We start from the raw sequence: 19080 nt of genomic DNA, 5'->3' as shown, positions 1-19080 counted from the left end.
TCCAAATATTATGCTATAATTCCTAAATTAAACAATACTATTGACAATACGATAAGAATTAAAATAACCCTTGTAGAATTCATTTTCTTTCTACCTAATAACCAGTAAGTTAATGCAACAATTGCTACTGGTACTAACCCTGGCATAATCTTATCTAAGATTTCTTGAGCAACTAATTGAGCTTCTCCAGATGTATAAACATATGGTACTGTTGCCTTAACAACCGTTGGTATTAAAGCACCTATTACCATTAGTCCAAGCATTGAAGCTGAATCTGTAATATTTTTTAATACATTTCCTACCGATGCAACTAACTTGGCACCTTGTTTGTATCCAGCTTTTATAAAACCTTTACTGATTATAATCTTAGCTATGTTAGCTAAAATCCACATATAACATCCAATTGAACTTCCTTCTAATGCCATATAAGCTGCAATAGAACCAAATACAGTGTTTAAAGTAACACCGAATAATGTATCACCTATACCAGCTAAAGGTCCCATAAGACCAGTCTTAATTGCTGCAACTGCTTCTCTTGATTTTGCTCCCTCTGCCTCTTCTATAGCTAAATCTGCTCCTAATATGAATTGTCCTGTTACTATATTACAGTTGAAGAATTGTAAATGATTCTTAACTGCTGCATTTAATTCATCTTCATTAGTATATATCTCTCTTAATGCTGGTAGCATTGAATAACAGTATCCTAAACCTTGCATTTTTTCATAGTTCCATGCTGTTTGTGACGCGAATAACCACCTATAGAAAACTTTGTTAATTGTTTTATTACTTAATTTATTCATCTTCGTCTGCACCTCCTGCGAATCCTACATTTACTGCTTTTGCATCTGCATCAGTTGCTTTTTTGAAGTTATATAAAGCTACTGCAAATCCTAATAAAGCTACTCCTAACATTGGTAAGTTGAAGAATGCTGCTAAAACAAATCCTACTATTAAGTATGGAGCGTAAGCTTTAATTGGTAAGTATTTAAGTAATAAAGCTATACCTAAAGCTGGTAATACTCCACCTGCTGCTTTTAATCCACCAATTAACCATTCTGGTGATGAACTAAGTAATGTTTGTACTAAACCTTCTCCAAAGTATAAACAAATAAATACTGGTACAAATCTTGAAATCATCCAAGTCGATAAACCTAAAACGTTCATTAATTCTACTTTGTTATATTTTCTTTCATCAGCATATTTTTCTGCCTTATGTTGAAAGAATACGTTACTCATTCTTGCTAATACATCAAGTTGAACTAGTAATAATGCTGCTGGTACACCTATACCTATTGCAAAATCAACTCCTTGACCTGTTGAGATTGCAAGTGCTCCTGCAATAATCGTTGCTGTTGCGTAGTCTGGAATTGTTGCTCCACCGTAACTGCCTATACCTAATGTCATTAATTGAAGAGTTCCTCCCACTAATAAACCTGTTTTTACATCTCCTAAAATAAGTCCTACAATAAGTCCTGTAATTGCTGGATTTCTAAATCCAATTTTCATATTTGTTTCGTCCCATTGAGCTATACCACCTAATAGGCCCAGAATAATGATTTGCCATAATTGTATTTGCATATAAAAATCCTCCTATGATTTTTTTCTATTCATCATCATCATCTACAGCAGATGATGGTGGAATCATAATTGCATCTTGAGCTGAAGTTTTTAAACTTTCCATTGAACTTTTTAAATCTCCACCTCTTAATAAAGTTGCTTCAATTAATAAAGGTAAATTAATTCCTGCTATAACTTCTACATTTTTATATTTACCTTTGATTTCTAACATCGCTGTATTGAATGGAGTTCCTCCAAACAGGTCAGCTAAAACAAGAATTTCTTTCCCATCTTCGTAAGCTTCCTTCATTATGTTATCTATTTTTTCCTTGAACTCTTCAACACCAGTTTCAGTTAAGCCTACAGAATATACATCGTCTATATCATTTGTAAACATCTTTAATGTTGATTTAAATGCTTCTGCTAAAGGACCATGTGTTGCTATAATTATTTTGTACATTCTTTATCCTCCTGTTTCTCTATTTGATTTTCACACTTATTTATATTAGCAATTAACGTGCCAACTTTTTATTATTTAAATTTACATACAAGAAATCTAGTAAAATAGCCACTTTTCAATTCAAAAAACTTCATAAAATTCTAGTGTCACACTCAGTTTCTTTCTGTCATACCTACAAAACCTAAAAAGACATGACACTATTTACAAGTGTCATGCCTTTAAATTTATAATTCTATTTTTCCTATTCTTGATTCTATAATAGTTTGAATTATAGATATTTCTTTGGTGGTAATACTTAAATTATATTCTCTTAATAAAGGATTAAAAATCTTATTAGTTATTTCAATGAATTTATTATTTTTATCTTCGTAATCTCTTTCACCAATCTCAAACTCTAACCCTTGTTTTAGCATTAATCTTTCTATAAGTATACTAACATGTATATATAAAGTCATTTTTAATTCGCTACAGAATATTGCTCCTAGTATTCTTTCATAATTAATTATAATATCCTCTACCTCATTAATTATTTTTCCTGGATTTAATATAGTCATCCTAGACACAAGATTTTCCATAGAAAACATTTTTACTAAGTCTTGACGAATCATATCAATATTTTTATCCAATGTTATTTCTTTTAAAGCATTAACAAAAATATCATCACTATCCCCACTCATAAGGTCTTGTAAAAGAAGACATTCTGCCCCATCAATATCTATCTTAGTAGTGCTAATAATTAATCTAACATCATAATCGCTAAAAATCTTATCTTCTTTTCCCATTAAGCTTAATTTAGAGTATTCATATTCCTTCACTTCTATATCAGCAGTTCCAATACACTCTCTTATTAGTTTTTTAAGCTTAACAGCTGTACCAATTCCAGATATACAAGTAGTCAAAATAGCTTTCTTCTTTTTCTTTCCCTCTATATACTTACAAGACAGCACATTATTTTTTTCTATTCCTTCTATCATTGAACGAACGTCTTGCCCATTAATTATTCTTCCTGCAATATCGAGGGCTATATTTGTTGTTATATTATTAATTATCCCAAGATCTCCCTCTATTACATCTCTTAAATCTCTATCTATATTTACTAAAGAACCCATATCTACTAAAATAATAGTTCCTTTAGAAGTATCAATACCACTTATATATTGCTTTATTTGATTCTTAACTTCTATAGGAGACATGTCCACTGGCATATCAAATGCTTCAAATATGAACTGTTCAAACATTTGGTTTGCTACACTTGCTATACTACTAGCTGTTGAATATCCATGAGCAACTATAATAGCATTAATTTGAGTACTTTCATTATTCATCATAGCAAAAAAATACATTAAAATAATTAACTCAATTCTAGGGTCTAATTTATAATCTAAATTAGATTCTAGATTTCTTATAAGTTTCTCTGCCACAATAGATGCTTTACTTAATTTTTTAGCAACTATAGATTTTATGATATTTATACTATTAAAGCTACTATTAGATAGTACATCTAAGTTATTATTTTTAAAATACAATAAAATTTTTGTTATTATTTTAGATGTATTGCCATAATATTTAATTCCGTACGTTCCTTCAACAGCTTTTAGGGTATTGGTTACTGTATCTAGATATAAACTCTCAATTAAATCATTTCCTTCATTAGAACTCTCCTCATAAACCATCAATCCAAGACTTCTATTAAGTTCTATATTTATTTTCTTTTTTAACTCTTCTATTGATACTTTATTTTGTATATATTCATTTAACACTTTTTCTACTTCATATATAATTTCATTTATTCTTATGAAGTTATCATTACTTATTGTATGAATTTCTTTTAAACATTCCCCTTTACTACTTATGTACATAAAATCATCATAAAAAAACTGTTTTACATTATTTTTTTCTACACCTTCTAAATCTTTTAGATATTCTTTTCCTATTATGATTATCTCCTCATCTTGTTGGTCTTTATAAGACCACGCACAACAAAGCTTAATTAAATTCTTTAAACTCCCTATATTTCCAGCTTTCTTTTGCGATAAAATATAGTTTATTACATCCTTACTTACATTAATATCTTTATCAATTTCCTTCGCCTCAATACTAAAAAACTTATATATCATTGTTAATCTTTCATCAATAGGTCTATCTCTTAACTTAGGTATATTTACCACTAGCGGAATTCTTCTTGTGAAAGTTTCAAGTAATGTTTCTTCAGGACTTTCTGTAGTTGCAAAAATAAATCTTACATTAGCTTTTCTCTCCGCCTTACTTTCACCAACTCTTTTGAACAACCCTTTATCCATAAAAACAAAAAGTTTTTCTTGACCTTCGGGAGATAATCTATGTACTTCATCTAAAAATAGATATCCACCATCCGCTAACTCTAATGAACCTATATGGTCTTTGTCTGCACCAGTAAAGGCACCTTTTTTATAGCCAAACAAGTTTGCTGAAAGTAATTCTGGATTATCAGCATAATCAGCACAATTAAATACAATAAAAGGGGCTCCCTCCCCTATCCTTCCTCTTTGTTCTGCGTATTTGTGTAATAAGTTAGCTATAAAACTCTTACCAACACCACTTGGCCCAGTTAATAATACCGACATATCTTTACTAGGGTAAAACGCCGCTGATTTACATTGCTTTACAGCAGTTTTTAAACTTCCATTATATCCAACTAATTCTCTAAAAATATCCTCTCCATCATTTCCAGATGAATTCATTTTTTCATTAGAGTTTATATATGTAAATAAAACTGGTCTAGTCCTCGATTTTATAGCTTTTTTCTCATCAACTAATTCATTTAGATACTGACTTACAACATTTCTTCTTAAATCTAACTCTTCTGCAATAGTTAATGTATCTATTCCACAAAAATCTTCTTTCCTATTATTATCTTCAGTTAATCTCTTTAATATCTCTTCTACCTTTTGTTTATTATTTGCCATATTTTTTAACCCATCCTATAGTTTATTATATGTATACATTATCATCCCATAATATTTTTGTCACCTATCTACTGTTGCTGAATATAATTATAATAAAAATAGACAAGTATTTGCTTAAAAAAACAACACTTGTCTATTTTTTACATTTAATATATTAAGGATATATTATTTTGAATAATCGTAGAATCCTTTTCCTGTCTTTCTTCCTAACCATCCAGCTCTAACATACTTCTTTAATAAAGTATGAGCTCTGTACTTAGAATCTCCAGTTTCATTATAAAGAACATCCATTATAGCAAGACATACATCTAAACCTATAAGATCTCCTAAAGCTAAAGGCCCCATTGGGTGATTAGCTCCTAATTTCATAGCAGTATCTATATCTTCTACAGATGCTACTCCATCAGCATAAATTCCAACTGCTTCATTAATCATTGGAATAAGAATTCTGTTAACTACAAATCCTGGCGCTTCAGCAACTTCTACTGGTACCTTCTTTATAGCTTCAGACATTTCTTTAACTGCATCAAAAGTTTCTTGAGAAGTTTTAGCGCCTCTTATAATTTCAACAAGCTTCATTACTGGAGCTGGATTAAAGAAGTGCATTCCTATAACCTTATCTTCTCTCTTTGTAGCATTAGCAACTTCTGTTATTGATAAAGAAGATGTATTTGAAGCTAAGATTGTTTCTGGCTTACAGATCGAATCTAATTCTGCAAATATTTCCTTCTTAATCTTCATATTTTCTATAGCAGCTTCTACTACTAAATCACAATCAGCAGCTAAGCTCATATCAGTTGTTCCAGAAATTCTAGAAAGTATTTCTTCCTTAACTTCTTCTGTCATTTTTTCCTTAGCAACTAATTTGCTTAAGCTCTTATTTATTCCAGCTATTCCTCTTTCAACGAATTCATCTTTAATATCTCTTACTATAACTTCAAATCCATTTTGTGCGAATGCTTGAACTATTCCAGCACCCATTGTTCCAGCACCAAGTACGAAAACTTTTTTCATTTTTATTCCTCCTAAAAACTCAATATTTTTATATTATTCAGCTGCTTTCATTTCTTTAGCTTGAGCTATTAATTCAGGTATTACCTTCTTAACATCTCCAACTATACCATAATCAGCAACTTGCATTATTGGAGCAGTTTCATCTTTATTGATAGCAATAATTAATTCTGAATCTTGCATACCAGCTACGTGTTGGATAGCTCCTGAAATACCACAAGCTATATAGATTGTTGGCTTAACTGTCTTACCAGTTTGTCCAACTTGGTAAGCATTTTCAACCCAACCCTTTTCTACTGCTGCTCTAGAACCTGCAACAACTCCACCTAAAGCATCTGCTAATTCTTGTAGTAAAGCAAAGTTTTCTTTACATCCTACACCTCTACCACCAGATACTATAATGTTTGCTTCAGATATATCAACTATATCTTTCTTTTCCTTGATTATTTCAAGAACCTTAGTTCTAATATCACTATCTGCTAATTTAACTTCTACTTTTTCAATCTTACAGTTTGAAGCATCAGTATTTACCTTTTCAAATACACCTGGTCTTACTGTAGCCATTTGTGGTCTATGTTCTGGACATACGATTGTAGCCATTAGGTTACCACCAAATGCTGGTCTTGTAGCTAAAAGATCTCCAGTTTCAACTTCAACATCTATTGAAGTACAGTCTGCAGTTAATCCTGTTGTTAATCTTGCAGCTATTCTTGGTCCTAAATCTCTACCAATAAAAGTAGCTCCTACAAATAATATTCCTGGCTTTCTTTCATTTGCTAAATCACAAATAACCTTTGTATAAGCATCAGTTGTATAATGTTCTAAATTCTTATCATCAGCAACTAAAACTTCATCTGCACCATGTTCACCTAAAGTTTTTGCTAATCCTTCTACATTGTGTCCTAGTAATAAAGCAGTTAACTTTACTCCTAATTTATCTGCTACTCTTCTACCTTCACCAAGTAATTCTAAAGATACTTTTTGTAATTGTCCTTCTCTTTGTTCAGCAAAGACCCAAACGCCTTTGTAATCTGCTATATTCATAATAAATTACCCTCCTATTATCTTAGATGTAGTGTTTTTCTTTTAATTTTCCTAAAACATAAGTTGCAGCTTCTTTAGCGCCTTCTTTAACTAGTTCTCCTGCTCCCTTAACTTCCTTAGTCATTGACTTCTTAACCTTTGTTGGAGAACCCTTAAGACCTAATTCTGACTTATCTACATCTATATCCTCTGCACTCATAACCTTGATATCATTGTCACTAGTTGCAAAAATATTACCAACATTCATGTATCTTGGTTCATTTAATGTTTCGATTGCAGTTAATAGACATGGAGTCTTAACTTCTACTATTTGATGTCCATCTTCTAGTGCTCTGTTAACTATTAAAGAATCACCTTCAACTTTTACATCTTGAACATATGTTACTTGAGGAATATTTAAGTGTTCAGCTATTTCTGGACCAACTTGCGCTGTATCTCCATCGATAGCTTGTCTTCCTGCAAATACTATATCATAATCTAACTTCTTAATTACTCCAGCTAGAGATTTTGAAGTTGCTAATGTATCAGCTCCTCCTAGCACTCTATCTGTTAAAAGGATAGCTTCATCAGCTCCCATACATAAAGCTTCTCTTAATGCAGCCTTAGCCATTGGAAGTCCCATTGAAACAACTGTAACCTTTCCACCATGAGCTTCTTTTAATTGTAATGCTGCTTCTAATGCATGCTTATCTTCTGGATTAATAATTGATGGAACACCATCTCTTATTAATGTACCAGTCTTAGGATCTATCTTAACAACTGTTGTATCTGGAACTTGTTTTACACAAACTACTATATTCATCTTATAACTTCCTCCTATCTGAATAAGCTACCTGAAATAACCATCTTTTGAACTTCTGAAGTTCCTTCATAGATTTCAGTTATCTTAGCATCTCTCATCATTCTTTCTACTGGATATTCCTTAGTGTAACCATATCCACCAAAGATTTGAACTACCTTAGTTGTAACATCCATAGCTATTTCTGCTGCAAATAACTTAGCTCTAGCAGCATCTATTGAATAAGGTTGTCCATTTTGTTTTCTCATAGCAGCTTTGTATACTAATTGCTTAGCAGCTTCTATCTTTACATCCATTTCTGCCATGTACCATTGTAAACCTTGCTTAGTGTAAAGTGGCTTACCAAATTGTTTTCTTTCTTTCATATAAGCCACTGCTTCTTCAAAAGCACCTTCAGCTATACCTAAAGCTTGAGCAGCTATACCAATTCTTCCTCCATCTAGAGTCTTCATTGCTATACCAAATCCCTTACCTTCTTTACCTATTAAGTTTTCCTTTGGTACTATACAATCTTCCATTATTAACTCAGTAGTAGATGATGCTCTAATACCCATCTTGTTTTCTAACTTACCTATTGAGAATCCTGGGAAGTCTTTCTCTACTATAAATGCAGATATTCCTCTTGTACCTTGGCTCTTATCTGTCATAGCAAAAATTATGAAAGTTTCAGCAACTCCACCGTTTGTTATGAATATCTTTGACCCATTTAATACATAGTGATCTCCATCTAAAACTGCAGTAGTTTGTTGTCCTGCTGCATCTGTACCAGCACCTGGTTCAGTTAAACCGAAAGCACCAATCTTCTTACCAGAGCATAAATCTGCTAAATACTTTTCTTTTTGTGCTGGAGTACCATGTTCATTGATAACTGAAGCACATAGTGATGTATGAGCTGAAAGGATAACTCCTGTTGTTGCACATACCTTTGATAATTCTTCTACAGCGATTATGTATGAAAGAACATCTCCGCCTGCTCCCCCTACTTCTTTAGAAAACGGAATACCCATCATTCCTAACTTAGCCATTTTTTGAACATTTTCCATAGGGAATCTTTCTGTTTCATCAATTTCTGCAGCTATTGGTTTTACTTCATTTACTGCGAATTCTCTAACCATTTGTTGTACTAATTGTTGTTCTCTAGTTAATTCGAAATCCATTTGATTTGACCCTCCTTATATTTAAAAAAACAATTTATTTGTTTTGGAAGTTCTTCTCTGCTCTCTTTTCTAAGAATGCAGTCATTCCTTCTGTTTGATCTTCTGTGCTGAAGCATTTTCCAAAGTCTTCTGCCTCTATTTCAATTGCTCTATCTATATCTACTTGCATACCTCTATCAATAGCATCCTTACATAACTTAACAGCTATTGGCGCATTAACAATTATTGCATTAGCCATAGCTCTAGCTTCCTCCATAAGATTTTCTAGAGGAACTACCTTATTTACAAGTCCTATTCTTAAGGCTTCATCTGCCTTAACCATAGCTCCTGTATAAATCATTTCTTTTGCTTTTCCTAACCCAACTATTCTTGGTAGTCTTTGAGTACCCCCAAATCCAGGAGTTATTCCTAAACCTGATTCTGGCTGAGCAAATCTTGCTCTTTCTGAAGCTATTCTTATATCACATGCCATTGATAATTCACAACCACCACCAAGAGCGAATCCTGATATCGCTGCAATTACAGGCTTGTCTAACTTTTCTAATCTTCTGAACACCTTATTTCCAAGCATTCCAAATTCTTTACCTTGTTCTTCATTTAAATCTCTCATTTCTGCTATATCAGCACCTGCAACGAAAGACTTTTCTCCTGCCCCAGTTAATATAACAGCATAAATATTGCTATCATTTTCCAAATTATCAAGAACTGTGTCAAGATCCTTTAATGTTTCTGAATTTAATGCATTTAAAGCTTTTGGTCTATTAATAGTAACAATAGCTAAATGCTCTTCTTTTTCAAGAAGCACGTTTTTTAATTCCATCCCCTCATATCCTCCTTATTTACACTCTTATTTTTCTTAATCTTTTTTAATTTTACAAACTCTCCAATATTATACATCAAATAGTAGCATGAGTCTGTCGAATTGTCTGAAAATAAATACTTTTTCTTATTATTTTTGTTAATAATATAACAAACTTAGATAAAAAAATAATTGAAGTTTTTAACAAACTTCAATTACGATTATAATACCTTGTTAATTTTTTTTCAATATCAAATTGAGATTTTATGTTAATTTTATAAGCTATAACCAAGGATATTTTTTCTATTTTTATTCATTATTACTGTGTAATAAATAAATAAGTGTCATTAAACTTTCACTTAAATGAACATTTTCAACTCTTACATCTTCTGGTACTGTCAAATCTACAGGAGCAAAATTCCAAATTCCCTTAACTCCACCATCTACCATTTCGTCACAGACCTTTTGAGCATTTATTCTTGGAACACAAATTATACCTATATCTATTTTATTCTTACTTAAAAAAGATTTTAAAGTATCTATTTCACTTATTTCAATATCCCTTATTTTAAGTCCAACTAGCTTAGGATTTGCATCGAATATTCCAACTAAATTTACACCTTGTTTATCAAACTTATAATTTGCAATTGCTTGCCCTATATTACCTGCACCTACAATTACAGTATTATATTTTTGACTTAATCCAAGAATGCTACTTATTTGATTATATAATTCTCTAACATTATACCCATATCCTTGTTGCCCAAAGTCACCAAAGCAATTTAAATCTTGACGTATTTGAGATGCTGTAAATCCTATCTTTTCACCTAATTCTTTTGATGATATTCTATCTACATCATTTTTCATTAATTCATTCAAATATCTATGATATTTTGGCAGACGTTTAATTACAGCCATAGAAATATTTTTTTTCTTTTCCATACTGCACCTTCTCTCTAAATTTTATCTATTTTTTAACAAAGTTATGTAAATTCTACACCTTACTTTCCACGCAACTAATACACCATTTATTATATTACCATAAAACTTCATTATTAATCCATTACTTTTCTTAAATAATATTTTCACTTTCAATACAGCGAGCATGAATTTTGTCGTTTTTTCGTATTACTGTTTCAAAAGATGTTCTATTAATATTTTTAATCCTATTAAAATTAGAACAACGCCTCCGAATATCTCTGCTCTACTCTTAAAGATTTCTCCTAACATTTCACCTATATACACAGCAATAAAACTTAAAATAGCTGTTACTATTCCTATTATTAATATTGCTAATAATATATTTACATTTAAAAAAGCAAAGCTTATTCCTACGGCCAATGCATCTATACTAGTAGCAATAGCTAATATTAATAATGTTTTATTTGAATAAGTTTTCTCTTCTTCACTCTCTTCTCCTTTTAACGCTTCATAAATCATCTTCCCACCAATAATAGCTAATAAAATAAAAGCTATCCAATGATCCATCATTTCAATATACTTAGTAAAGTTTCTGCCTACAGCCCAACCTATAAAAGGCATAATAGCTTGAAAAGCACCAAAAAATAAAGAAGCTTTAAAAGCCATCTTTATTTTACTTTTTTTATTAGAATTAATACCAATAGTAATCGAAACAGCTAGAGCATCCATAGCTAACCCCAATCCTATCATTAAAATAGATATAACACTCATATTTTCCCTCCTAAATAGCACATATTTATTTTATACATTTTTTATCATTATAAACACTAATGAATAAACTTTATTAGCATTTAAATATTAAACTTATCTCCAATTTAATTACAAATATAATTTCCTAAAGAATAAAAATGTGTAGCGGATATTTATTTTGCTTGTTCCGTCGCAAGCTCCAAGTCACATCAAAACAAATATCCACCCCACCCATACTAAAGGTAAGGAAATTATAAAATTACTATCCTTTATGTTATATTTTTTAATATGAAAATGTAATAATACCTTTGATTTATATCTAATTGAAATTTTATACTTGGTCTAGACAGTAAAAAAAGACTTATGTATAACGCAACCCTAATCCGTTATACATAAGTCTCACAATTTAAAACAAAGCCAGATGATTATATCATCAGTATGTTGGCCTTATTACAGAGATAAAACATCTCTGCATGCTACTCCCTCATGCCTGAAAGTTTCTAATTTCAACGTTAATAATTATACTTTTATCGACAAACTTTGTCAACAAATATATTTAATCCACTTATTTCCTCAAAGCTCTCATAGAGTTTAATACAGCTATTAAAGTAACCCCTACATCTGCAAATACTCCTTCCCACATATTTGCTATTCCAATAGCTGCTGGAATTAATACTGCAATTTTAACTCCAAGTGAAAAAATTATATTTTGCCATAAAATTCTATTTGTCTTTCTTCCTATCTCTATAGCATCAACCAATGATGACGGGTTATCTCTCATTAGTACTACGTCTGCCGCTTCAATAGCAGCATCAGATCCAATGCCTCCCATAGCTACCCCAACATCTGCTCTCGCTAGAACTGGGGCATCATTAATTCCATCACCTACAAAAGCTAATTTTCCCTTTTCTGACTTTTCCTTTAATAGCTTTTCAACCATAGCAACTTTATCTGTTGGTAGTAATTCAGCATATACTTCATCTAATCCTAACTCTTCTGCAATTTTTTCTGCTACCTTTTTATTATCACCAGTTAACATTACACATTTCTTAACGCCAATCTTTTTCAACATTTCTATAGCTTCTTTAGAATCTTCTTTTACTTCGTCAGCTATTACAATATTACCTTTATATTCATTATCAACAACTACATGAACTACTGTTCCAATCTCTTCACTATTATTATATTTAATTCCATTAGAATTCATAAGTTTATAGTTTCCTAATAAAACATCTTTACTATCTATATTAACCTTAATACCATTTCCTGAAATTTCTTCATAATTAGATATTATAGATTTGTCTACTTCTTTTCCATAAGCTTTTAATATAGATTGTGCAATAGGATGATTAGAAAAACTTTCTCCTGTTGCTGCTATTCTCAACAACTCAGCTTCTTCTATATTATTTGTATTAATCTTTACAACCTTAAAAACACCCTTTGTAAGAGTTCCTGTTTTATCAAAAACAACTGTTTCTACATCTTTTAAAGCTTCAAGATAATTTCCACCTTTTATTAAAACTCCATTTTTAGAGGCTCCACCTATTCCAGCAAATAATCCTAAAGGAATAGAAACAACTAACGCACAAGGACAAGACACTACTAAAAATATTAAAGCTCTATATAGCCAATCTGAAAATAATGCACCATCAACTACTAGTGGAGGTATTATAGCTAATGCAACTGCTGATAATACTACTACTGGAGTATAATATCTAGCAAACTTCGTTATAAACTTTTCTGTTTGAGCTTTCTTACTACTTGCATTTTGTACTAATTCTAAAATTCTAGATACAGTTGATTCTCCAAATTCTTTTGTTACTTTTACTCTTATTACACCAGTTAAATTAATAACCCCTGCTAATATTTCATCATTTAGTTCAATATTTCTTGGTAATGATTCACCAGTTAAAGCTGATGTATCTAAGGAAGAATTTCCTTCAATAACAATACCATCTAAAGGAACTCTCTCACCTGGTTTAATTACTATAACATCATCTATTTTAATTTCACTAGGATCTACCTTTTTCTCTTCTCCATCTATGATTAAATTTGCATAATCTGCTCTAATATCCATAAGAGAAGATATTGATTTTCTTGACCTATTAACTGCATAGCTTTGGAATAGTTCTCCTATTTCATAGAAAATCATTACTGCTACACCTTCTGGATGATTACCTATAGCAAAAGCACCTAAAGTTGCAACTGTCATTAAGAAATTTTCATCAAATACTTGCCCTCTAAATATATTTCTAATGGCACTTAATACAACTTTACCTCCCACTAATACATAACTTAATGCATATATATATGGAACATAACTTTTTTCTTCTCCAATAAATATAGCAATAGCAAATAATATAAATCCTATTGCTAAGGATACTTTATCTCTTAAAGAGATACCTTCACTATGATTATGCTCATGGCTTTCTTCATGTTTCTCTTCAACATTATGTGCATGTCCATCACAACATTCACTAGTACATACATTTTTCTTTTCTTTTATATTATTATCATATTTTGATACTATAACATGAGGTTCAAGCTTATTTACTATAGTCTTTATTTCTTCTTCAACTTTATTTACATCACTGTTTTCCTTTAAGTTTACTATTAATAAACTTAATGAAAAGTTCAAAACAACTTCTTCTACGCTTTCTAATTTGTTTACCTTATTCTCTATCTTATTTGCACAGTTAGCGCAATCTAGTCCCTTTAAATATAATTTTATTTCATTTGCCATAATACCCTCCTATTTTCTATTCAGTTATGTGTCTTAAACCTTCATCAAAAATATGCTTAATATGTTCATCATCTAATGAATAGTATACAATTTTCCCTTCTCTTCTATACCTTACTAGTCTTGCACTTTTTAAGGTTCTAAGCTGATGCGAAATTGCTGATTGCGAAACTCCTAATAAAGCCGACAAATCACACACACACATTTCAGCCTCAAATAAGGCACATATTATTTTTATTCTTGTTGAATCACCAAAAACTTTAAAAAACTCTGCTAAATCATATAAAGTTTCCTCTCTAGGTAGCTTGTCTTTTACTTCTACAACAACATCACCATGAATTATATTACAACTACATTTTTCTAAATTATTATTTTCCACTTTAAATTCCTCCTAACGTATGAGCATCTGTTCATATGTTAATTTTATTATATGAATCCCGAGTGCATTTGTCAACAATATTTTTGATTTATTTTCCACAATCCTACTAAAGGTAAGAAAAATAAAAAGTGTGTAGCGGATATTTATTTTGCTTGTTCCGTCGCAAGCTCCAAGTCACAGAAAAATAAATATCTATTCCCTTCTTACTTAATGTAAGGAAATTATAAAATTACTATCCTTTATTTTATATTTTTTAATATGAAAATCTAATAATACCTTTGATTTATAGCTAATTGAAATTTTATATTTTCCTAGACAGTAAAAAAGTATAGCCGTTACACAATGTAACGACTATACTTTATAGAAACCTATGGTACTCTTCATTTTTACTTAAATTATTTAATAAATGTTTTATTTCTTGATCCCTGGCCCTATCCATAACTAATATAACATCCCCTGCATCTACTACAACTAAATCTTTTACTCCTAGTCCAATAATTAAGTTTTTCTCTCCAAATATTGAACAATTCTCGCACTCTTCAAGATAAACATTTTTAGAAACATTATTACTCCTATAACTCATTAAAAATCGGCTTAATGCTGAAAAACTTCCTATATCGTCCCATGGAAAATCACATCTAATTACATATGCCTTCCTAGTTTTTTGCATTACTCCAAAGTCTATTGAAATACCATCTATTAATTCATATTGTTCCTTTATAACTTCTTCCTCATCTTCTTCTCCAACATGCTTATATATTTCCATTAAAGCCTTATGCATCTTAGGTAAATATTTTTCAATCTCTCTTAATATTACATCAGCTCTAAAAACAAACATTCCAGAATTCCAAAGATAGGTTTCCTTAACTAAAAAGTCTTTAGCAACTTCTACATTTGGTTTTTCTGTAAATCTAGCTACTTTATAAGTGGCAATATTCCCACTAACTCTTTCTCCCATTTCAATATATCCATACCCTGTTTCTGGTCTAGTTGGCTCTATTCCTAAAGTAACTATTCCTCTTCTTCTATTAGCTAACTCTACAGCCTGATTTAATGTTTCTACATAATTTTTTTCATTCTCAATATAATGATCTGATGGAAGAACAACCATAACTGCATCTCCATCTTTCTTTAAAAGCTTAACAGCTGAAAGACCTATACATGTAGCAGTTTCTTTATTACTTGGTTCAGTAAAAACATTTTCTTCTTTAATATCACTTAACTCGTTTCTTATTTTATCCTCATAGTCTCTATTAGTTACTACATAAATATTCTCTCTACTTATTAAAGGTACAATCCTATCCACAGTATTAACTAAGAAACTATTATCGTTAATTAGTTTTAAAAACTGCTTTGGTTGATCGGCTCTTGATAGGGGGTATAGTCTACTACCCTTTCCTCCAGCTAAAATCAGCCCGTATATCACAACTTTTCAACTCCATGTAATGTTATATTATAGTATATGAACTATTTATCACTTTGTGTATTTAATAATTTTTTCAACTTTCAACTTAGTTTCTTGACATTTTTACATTTCCAATTTATTATAAAAATATAATCAAATATAAATTTCTTTATTAAGAGGGAGTAGTTTAAAATATAACATCAACAATCGCGGTTATTTTAACCTGGTGTTATATACCTAATAATCAAGGTTACCAGACTTTTAATATAATTTTCGCAACGCGTAAATTATATTAGGGGTCTTTTTTTATTACTCAAAAAAGGAGAGAAGATATTATGGACAAGTTTTTTTCAAAATCAGCCACGGATGTTTTAAATCACTTTAACGTGACTAAAGAAGGTTTATCTACTGAACAAGTAAATAAATCCCAAGAGGAAAATGGATTTAATGAATTAACAGAAAAAAAGAAAAAGAGTGTATTAGTTGTTTTCTTAGAACAATTTAAGGACCTTTTAGTAGGAATCTTAATAGTAGCCGCACTTATTTCTATGGCTACAGGAGATGCTGAAAGTACACTTGTAATTTTTGCCGTTATTATTATGAACGCTATTTTAGGTACAGTACAAAACGTAAAAGCAGAACAGTCTCTTAATAGTTTAAAAGCACTTTCTTCACCTAATGCTAAGGTTATAAGAAATGGTGTAAAGATAGAGATACCTTCAAGGGAAGTTGTTCCTGGAGACATAGTTATATTAGAGGCTGGAGACCTAGTTGTTGCAGATGGTAGAATAATTGAAAGCTTCTCATTACAAGTAAATGAAAGTGCACTTACTGGTGAATCTGAAAGTGTTAATAAATTTGAAGATGTAATTGATAGTGAAGAAGTTGCACTTGGTGACCAAAAAAATATGGTATTCTCAAGTTCACTAGTTACTTATGGACGTGCTCTTATTGTAGTAACCAATACAGGTATGACAACTGAACTTGGAAAAATAGCTACTTTAATGGAACAAACTAAAGAAAAGAAGACTCCTCTTCAAATAACTTTAGATGACTTCAGTAAAAAGCTTGCTACAATTATCTTAATAATTTGTATTATTGTATTTGGTTTAAGCGTATATAGACAAACTGAAATATTAGAATCATTAATGTTTGCTGTTGCACTTGCTGTTGCCGCTATTCCCGAAGCCTTAAGCTCTATTGTTACAATTGTACTAGCTTTAGGTACTCAAAAAATGGCTAAAGAAAATGCAATTATTAAAAATATTAAGTCTGTAGAAGGACTTGGTTGTGTATCTATCATCTGTTCAGATAAAACAGGTACATTAACTCAAAATAAAATGACTACAAAACAAATTTTTGTTGATAACAGCTTAATTGAATCAGGAGACATAAAATTTAATGACAACCTAGTTCAAAAGGATTTAATGAGAGCCGCAATTCTTTGTAATGACTCCACTTCTGTAGATGGTAAAGAAATAGGTGATCCTACTGAAGTTGCTCTTGTTAACTTAGGACATGTTCATTCATTAAAAGAACAAGATTTAAGAGATGAATTTAAGAGATTAAAAGAAATTCCTTTCGATTCAGACAGAAAACTAATGAGTACATTGCACTACATAGATAATAAATATGTTATGTATACAAAAGGTGCATTAGATGTTCTTCTTGATAGAACCACTCATATAAAAACTTCTGAAGGTGTTAAAGAAATAACCCAAGCTGATAAAGATAGAATTTTAAATACAAATCAATACTTATCAGAAAATGGTCTTAGAGTTCTTTCTTTCGCATATAAGGAATTAGATTCTGAAAAAGAATTAAGTCTAGATGATGAAAATAGCTACACTTTCTTAGGATTAATTTCAATGATAGATCCTCCAAGAGTTGAGTCTGCCGAAGCTGTTAAGGACTGTATCATGGCAGGTATAAAACCTATTATGATTACTGGTGACCACAAAATAACTGCTTCTGCTATTGCTAAACAAATTGGTATTCTTCAAGAAGGTGATATGGCTGTAACAGGTCTTGAACTTGATAAAATGTCTGATGAAGAATTAAGCGAAAAACTTTCTCATATATCTGTTTATGCTAGAGTTTCACCTGAAAACAAGATTCGTATAGTAGATGCATGGCAAAATAAAGGAAAAATTGTTGCTATGACAGGTGATGGTGTTAATGATGCTCCTGCTTTAAAACAAGCTGATATTGGTATTGCAATGGGTATTACAGGTACTGAAGTTTCTAAAGATGCTGCTTCAATGATTCTTACAGATGATAACTTTGCTACAATAGTTAAATCTATTACTAATGGTAGAAATGTTTATAGAAACATAAAGAACTCTATTAAGTTCTTACTATCTGGTAATATGTCAGGTATAATAGCTGTTTTATACGCTTCAATCATGGCTTTACCAGTGCCATTCAAGGCTGTTCACTTATTATTTATAAATCTATTAACTGATTCACTTCCTGCTATTGCAATAGGTATGGAAAAATCAAATAAGGATCTATTAAAGGATAAACCTAGAGATAGCAAAGAATCTATCTTAACAAAGGACTTTATGATAGAAATAGCATTTGAAGGCTTATTAATCGCACTATTTACTATAATTGCTTTCCACATTGGTTTATCTACTGGAAACCATGAAGTTGCAAGCACAATGGCATTCTCTACTTTATGTTTAGCTAGATTATTCCACGGATTTAACTGCAGAGGTAAGAAATCTGTATTTGCCCTTGGGATATTCTCTAATAAATTTAGCTGGTATGCATTTGTAGCTGGATTAGTATTCTTAAATGCAGTACTATTTATACCACCACTACAAAGCTTATTCCAAGTTGCTAAGTTAAGTGGTTCATTAGTTTTAGCTATATACTTATTAGCTTTCTTACCAACACTTATAATCCAAGTGTACAAGGTATTTGCTAAAGATAGTGATAGAGCTGAATCAAAAAATGCAGAAAAAAACTTAAGTATTTAATGCAAAAGTAGGGGCTGTATCAGATTAAGGTTTTTACCTTAGGCTGATACAGCCTTATTTTTATAATTTTAAATTTTATTCATAACTTTATATGTATTTATTTCCAAAATATTTATTTTTGAGCATAAG

The 19080-nt window shown here is 30.8% G+C and carries 15 protein-coding genes; 1 reads left to right on the top strand and 14 read right to left on the bottom strand.

Annotated features, from left to right (window positions below; genetic code table 11):
- Nucleotides 1–8 precede the first annotated feature (8 nt).
- The 14 genes from KIB46_RS05905 to KIB46_RS05840 form a co-directional block, all read right to left on the bottom strand.
- Nucleotides 9–800 (bottom strand): PTS system mannose/fructose/sorbose family transporter subunit IID, encoded by a 792-nt coding sequence (locus KIB46_RS05905; protein ID WP_156561015.1) that lies wholly within the window; start codon nucleotides 798–800, stop codon nucleotides 9–11.
- Nucleotides 793–1578, bottom strand: coding sequence for a PTS sugar transporter subunit IIC (locus KIB46_RS05900; protein WP_156561014.1), 786 nt, complete (start codon nucleotides 1576–1578; stop codon nucleotides 793–795). The genes KIB46_RS05905 and KIB46_RS05900 overlap by 8 nt, the downstream gene beginning before the upstream one ends.
- Before the next feature lie 25 nt (nucleotides 1579–1603).
- Nucleotides 1604–2017 (bottom strand): PTS sugar transporter subunit IIA, encoded by a 414-nt coding sequence (locus KIB46_RS05895; protein WP_156561013.1) that lies wholly within the window; start codon nucleotides 2015–2017, stop codon nucleotides 1604–1606.
- Between the two features lie 224 nt (nucleotides 2018–2241).
- Entirely contained in the window at nucleotides 2242–4962 is a 2721-nt protein-coding gene (locus tag KIB46_RS05890; protein WP_156561012.1) for a sigma-54-dependent transcriptional regulator, read from the bottom strand.
- A 165-nt stretch (nucleotides 4963–5127) separates the two neighbouring features.
- On the bottom strand, nucleotides 5128–5976 hold the full coding sequence (locus KIB46_RS05885; protein ID WP_156561011.1) for a 3-hydroxybutyryl-CoA dehydrogenase: 849 nt from the start codon (nucleotides 5974–5976) through the stop codon (nucleotides 5128–5130).
- A gap of 33 nt (nucleotides 5977–6009) precedes the next feature.
- Nucleotides 6010–7017: an electron transfer flavoprotein subunit alpha/FixB family protein gene (locus KIB46_RS05880; RefSeq protein ID WP_156561010.1), complete on the bottom strand. Its 1008-nt coding sequence runs from the start codon at nucleotides 7015–7017 to the stop codon at nucleotides 6010–6012.
- Between the two features lie 22 nt (nucleotides 7018–7039).
- Complete coding sequence (locus KIB46_RS05875) at nucleotides 7040–7819, bottom strand: electron transfer flavoprotein subunit beta/FixA family protein (RefSeq protein WP_156561009.1); 780 nt, start codon at nucleotides 7817–7819, stop codon at nucleotides 7040–7042.
- A gap of 14 nt (nucleotides 7820–7833) precedes the next feature.
- Nucleotides 7834–8973: an acyl-CoA dehydrogenase gene (locus KIB46_RS05870; protein ID WP_291671161.1), complete on the bottom strand. Its 1140-nt coding sequence runs from the start codon at nucleotides 8971–8973 to the stop codon at nucleotides 7834–7836.
- Between the two features lie 34 nt (nucleotides 8974–9007).
- On the bottom strand, nucleotides 9008–9793 hold the full coding sequence (locus KIB46_RS05865) for a short-chain-enoyl-CoA hydratase (protein WP_156561008.1): 786 nt from the start codon (nucleotides 9791–9793) through the stop codon (nucleotides 9008–9010).
- Between the two features lie 288 nt (nucleotides 9794–10081).
- Nucleotides 10082–10714, bottom strand: coding sequence for a redox-sensing transcriptional repressor Rex (locus KIB46_RS05860; RefSeq protein WP_156561007.1), 633 nt, complete (start codon nucleotides 10712–10714; stop codon nucleotides 10082–10084).
- A 186-nt stretch (nucleotides 10715–10900) separates the two neighbouring features.
- Nucleotides 10901–11464, bottom strand: a complete 564-nt coding sequence (locus tag KIB46_RS05855) for a manganese efflux pump MntP family protein (RefSeq protein ID WP_156561006.1) — start codon at nucleotides 11462–11464, stop codon at nucleotides 10901–10903.
- A 544-nt stretch (nucleotides 11465–12008) separates the two neighbouring features.
- The gene (locus KIB46_RS05850; RefSeq protein WP_291671160.1) at nucleotides 12009–14186 is read right to left on the bottom strand and encodes a heavy metal translocating P-type ATPase; all 2178 of its coding nucleotides are present in this window, start codon (nucleotides 14184–14186) and stop codon (nucleotides 12009–12011) included.
- A gap of 16 nt (nucleotides 14187–14202) precedes the next feature.
- A complete protein-coding gene (locus KIB46_RS05845; protein WP_156561004.1) occupies nucleotides 14203–14562 on the bottom strand; it encodes a metalloregulator ArsR/SmtB family transcription factor in 360 nt (119 codons plus the stop codon).
- Nucleotides 14563–14920: 358 nt separating this feature from the next.
- Nucleotides 14921–15988: a mannose-1-phosphate guanylyltransferase gene (locus KIB46_RS05840; RefSeq protein ID WP_156561003.1), complete on the bottom strand. Its 1068-nt coding sequence runs from the start codon at nucleotides 15986–15988 to the stop codon at nucleotides 14921–14923.
- A 314-nt stretch (nucleotides 15989–16302) separates the two neighbouring features.
- On the opposite strand from KIB46_RS05840, the gene KIB46_RS05835 reads away from it, so the two are divergent.
- Nucleotides 16303–18951, top strand: a complete 2649-nt coding sequence (locus KIB46_RS05835) for a cation-translocating P-type ATPase (RefSeq protein WP_291671159.1) — start codon at nucleotides 16303–16305, stop codon at nucleotides 18949–18951.
- The last annotated feature ends 129 nt before the right edge of the window (nucleotides 18952–19080 follow it).

The sequence above is a fragment of the Clostridium sp. genome (genome assembly GCF_018372875.1).
In the GTDB taxonomy this organism is placed as follows: domain Bacteria; phylum Bacillota; class Clostridia; order Clostridiales; family Clostridiaceae; genus Clostridium.
Note: the sequence above shows the minus strand (reverse complement) of the source record. Positions and strands in the feature narration are given on the sequence as shown.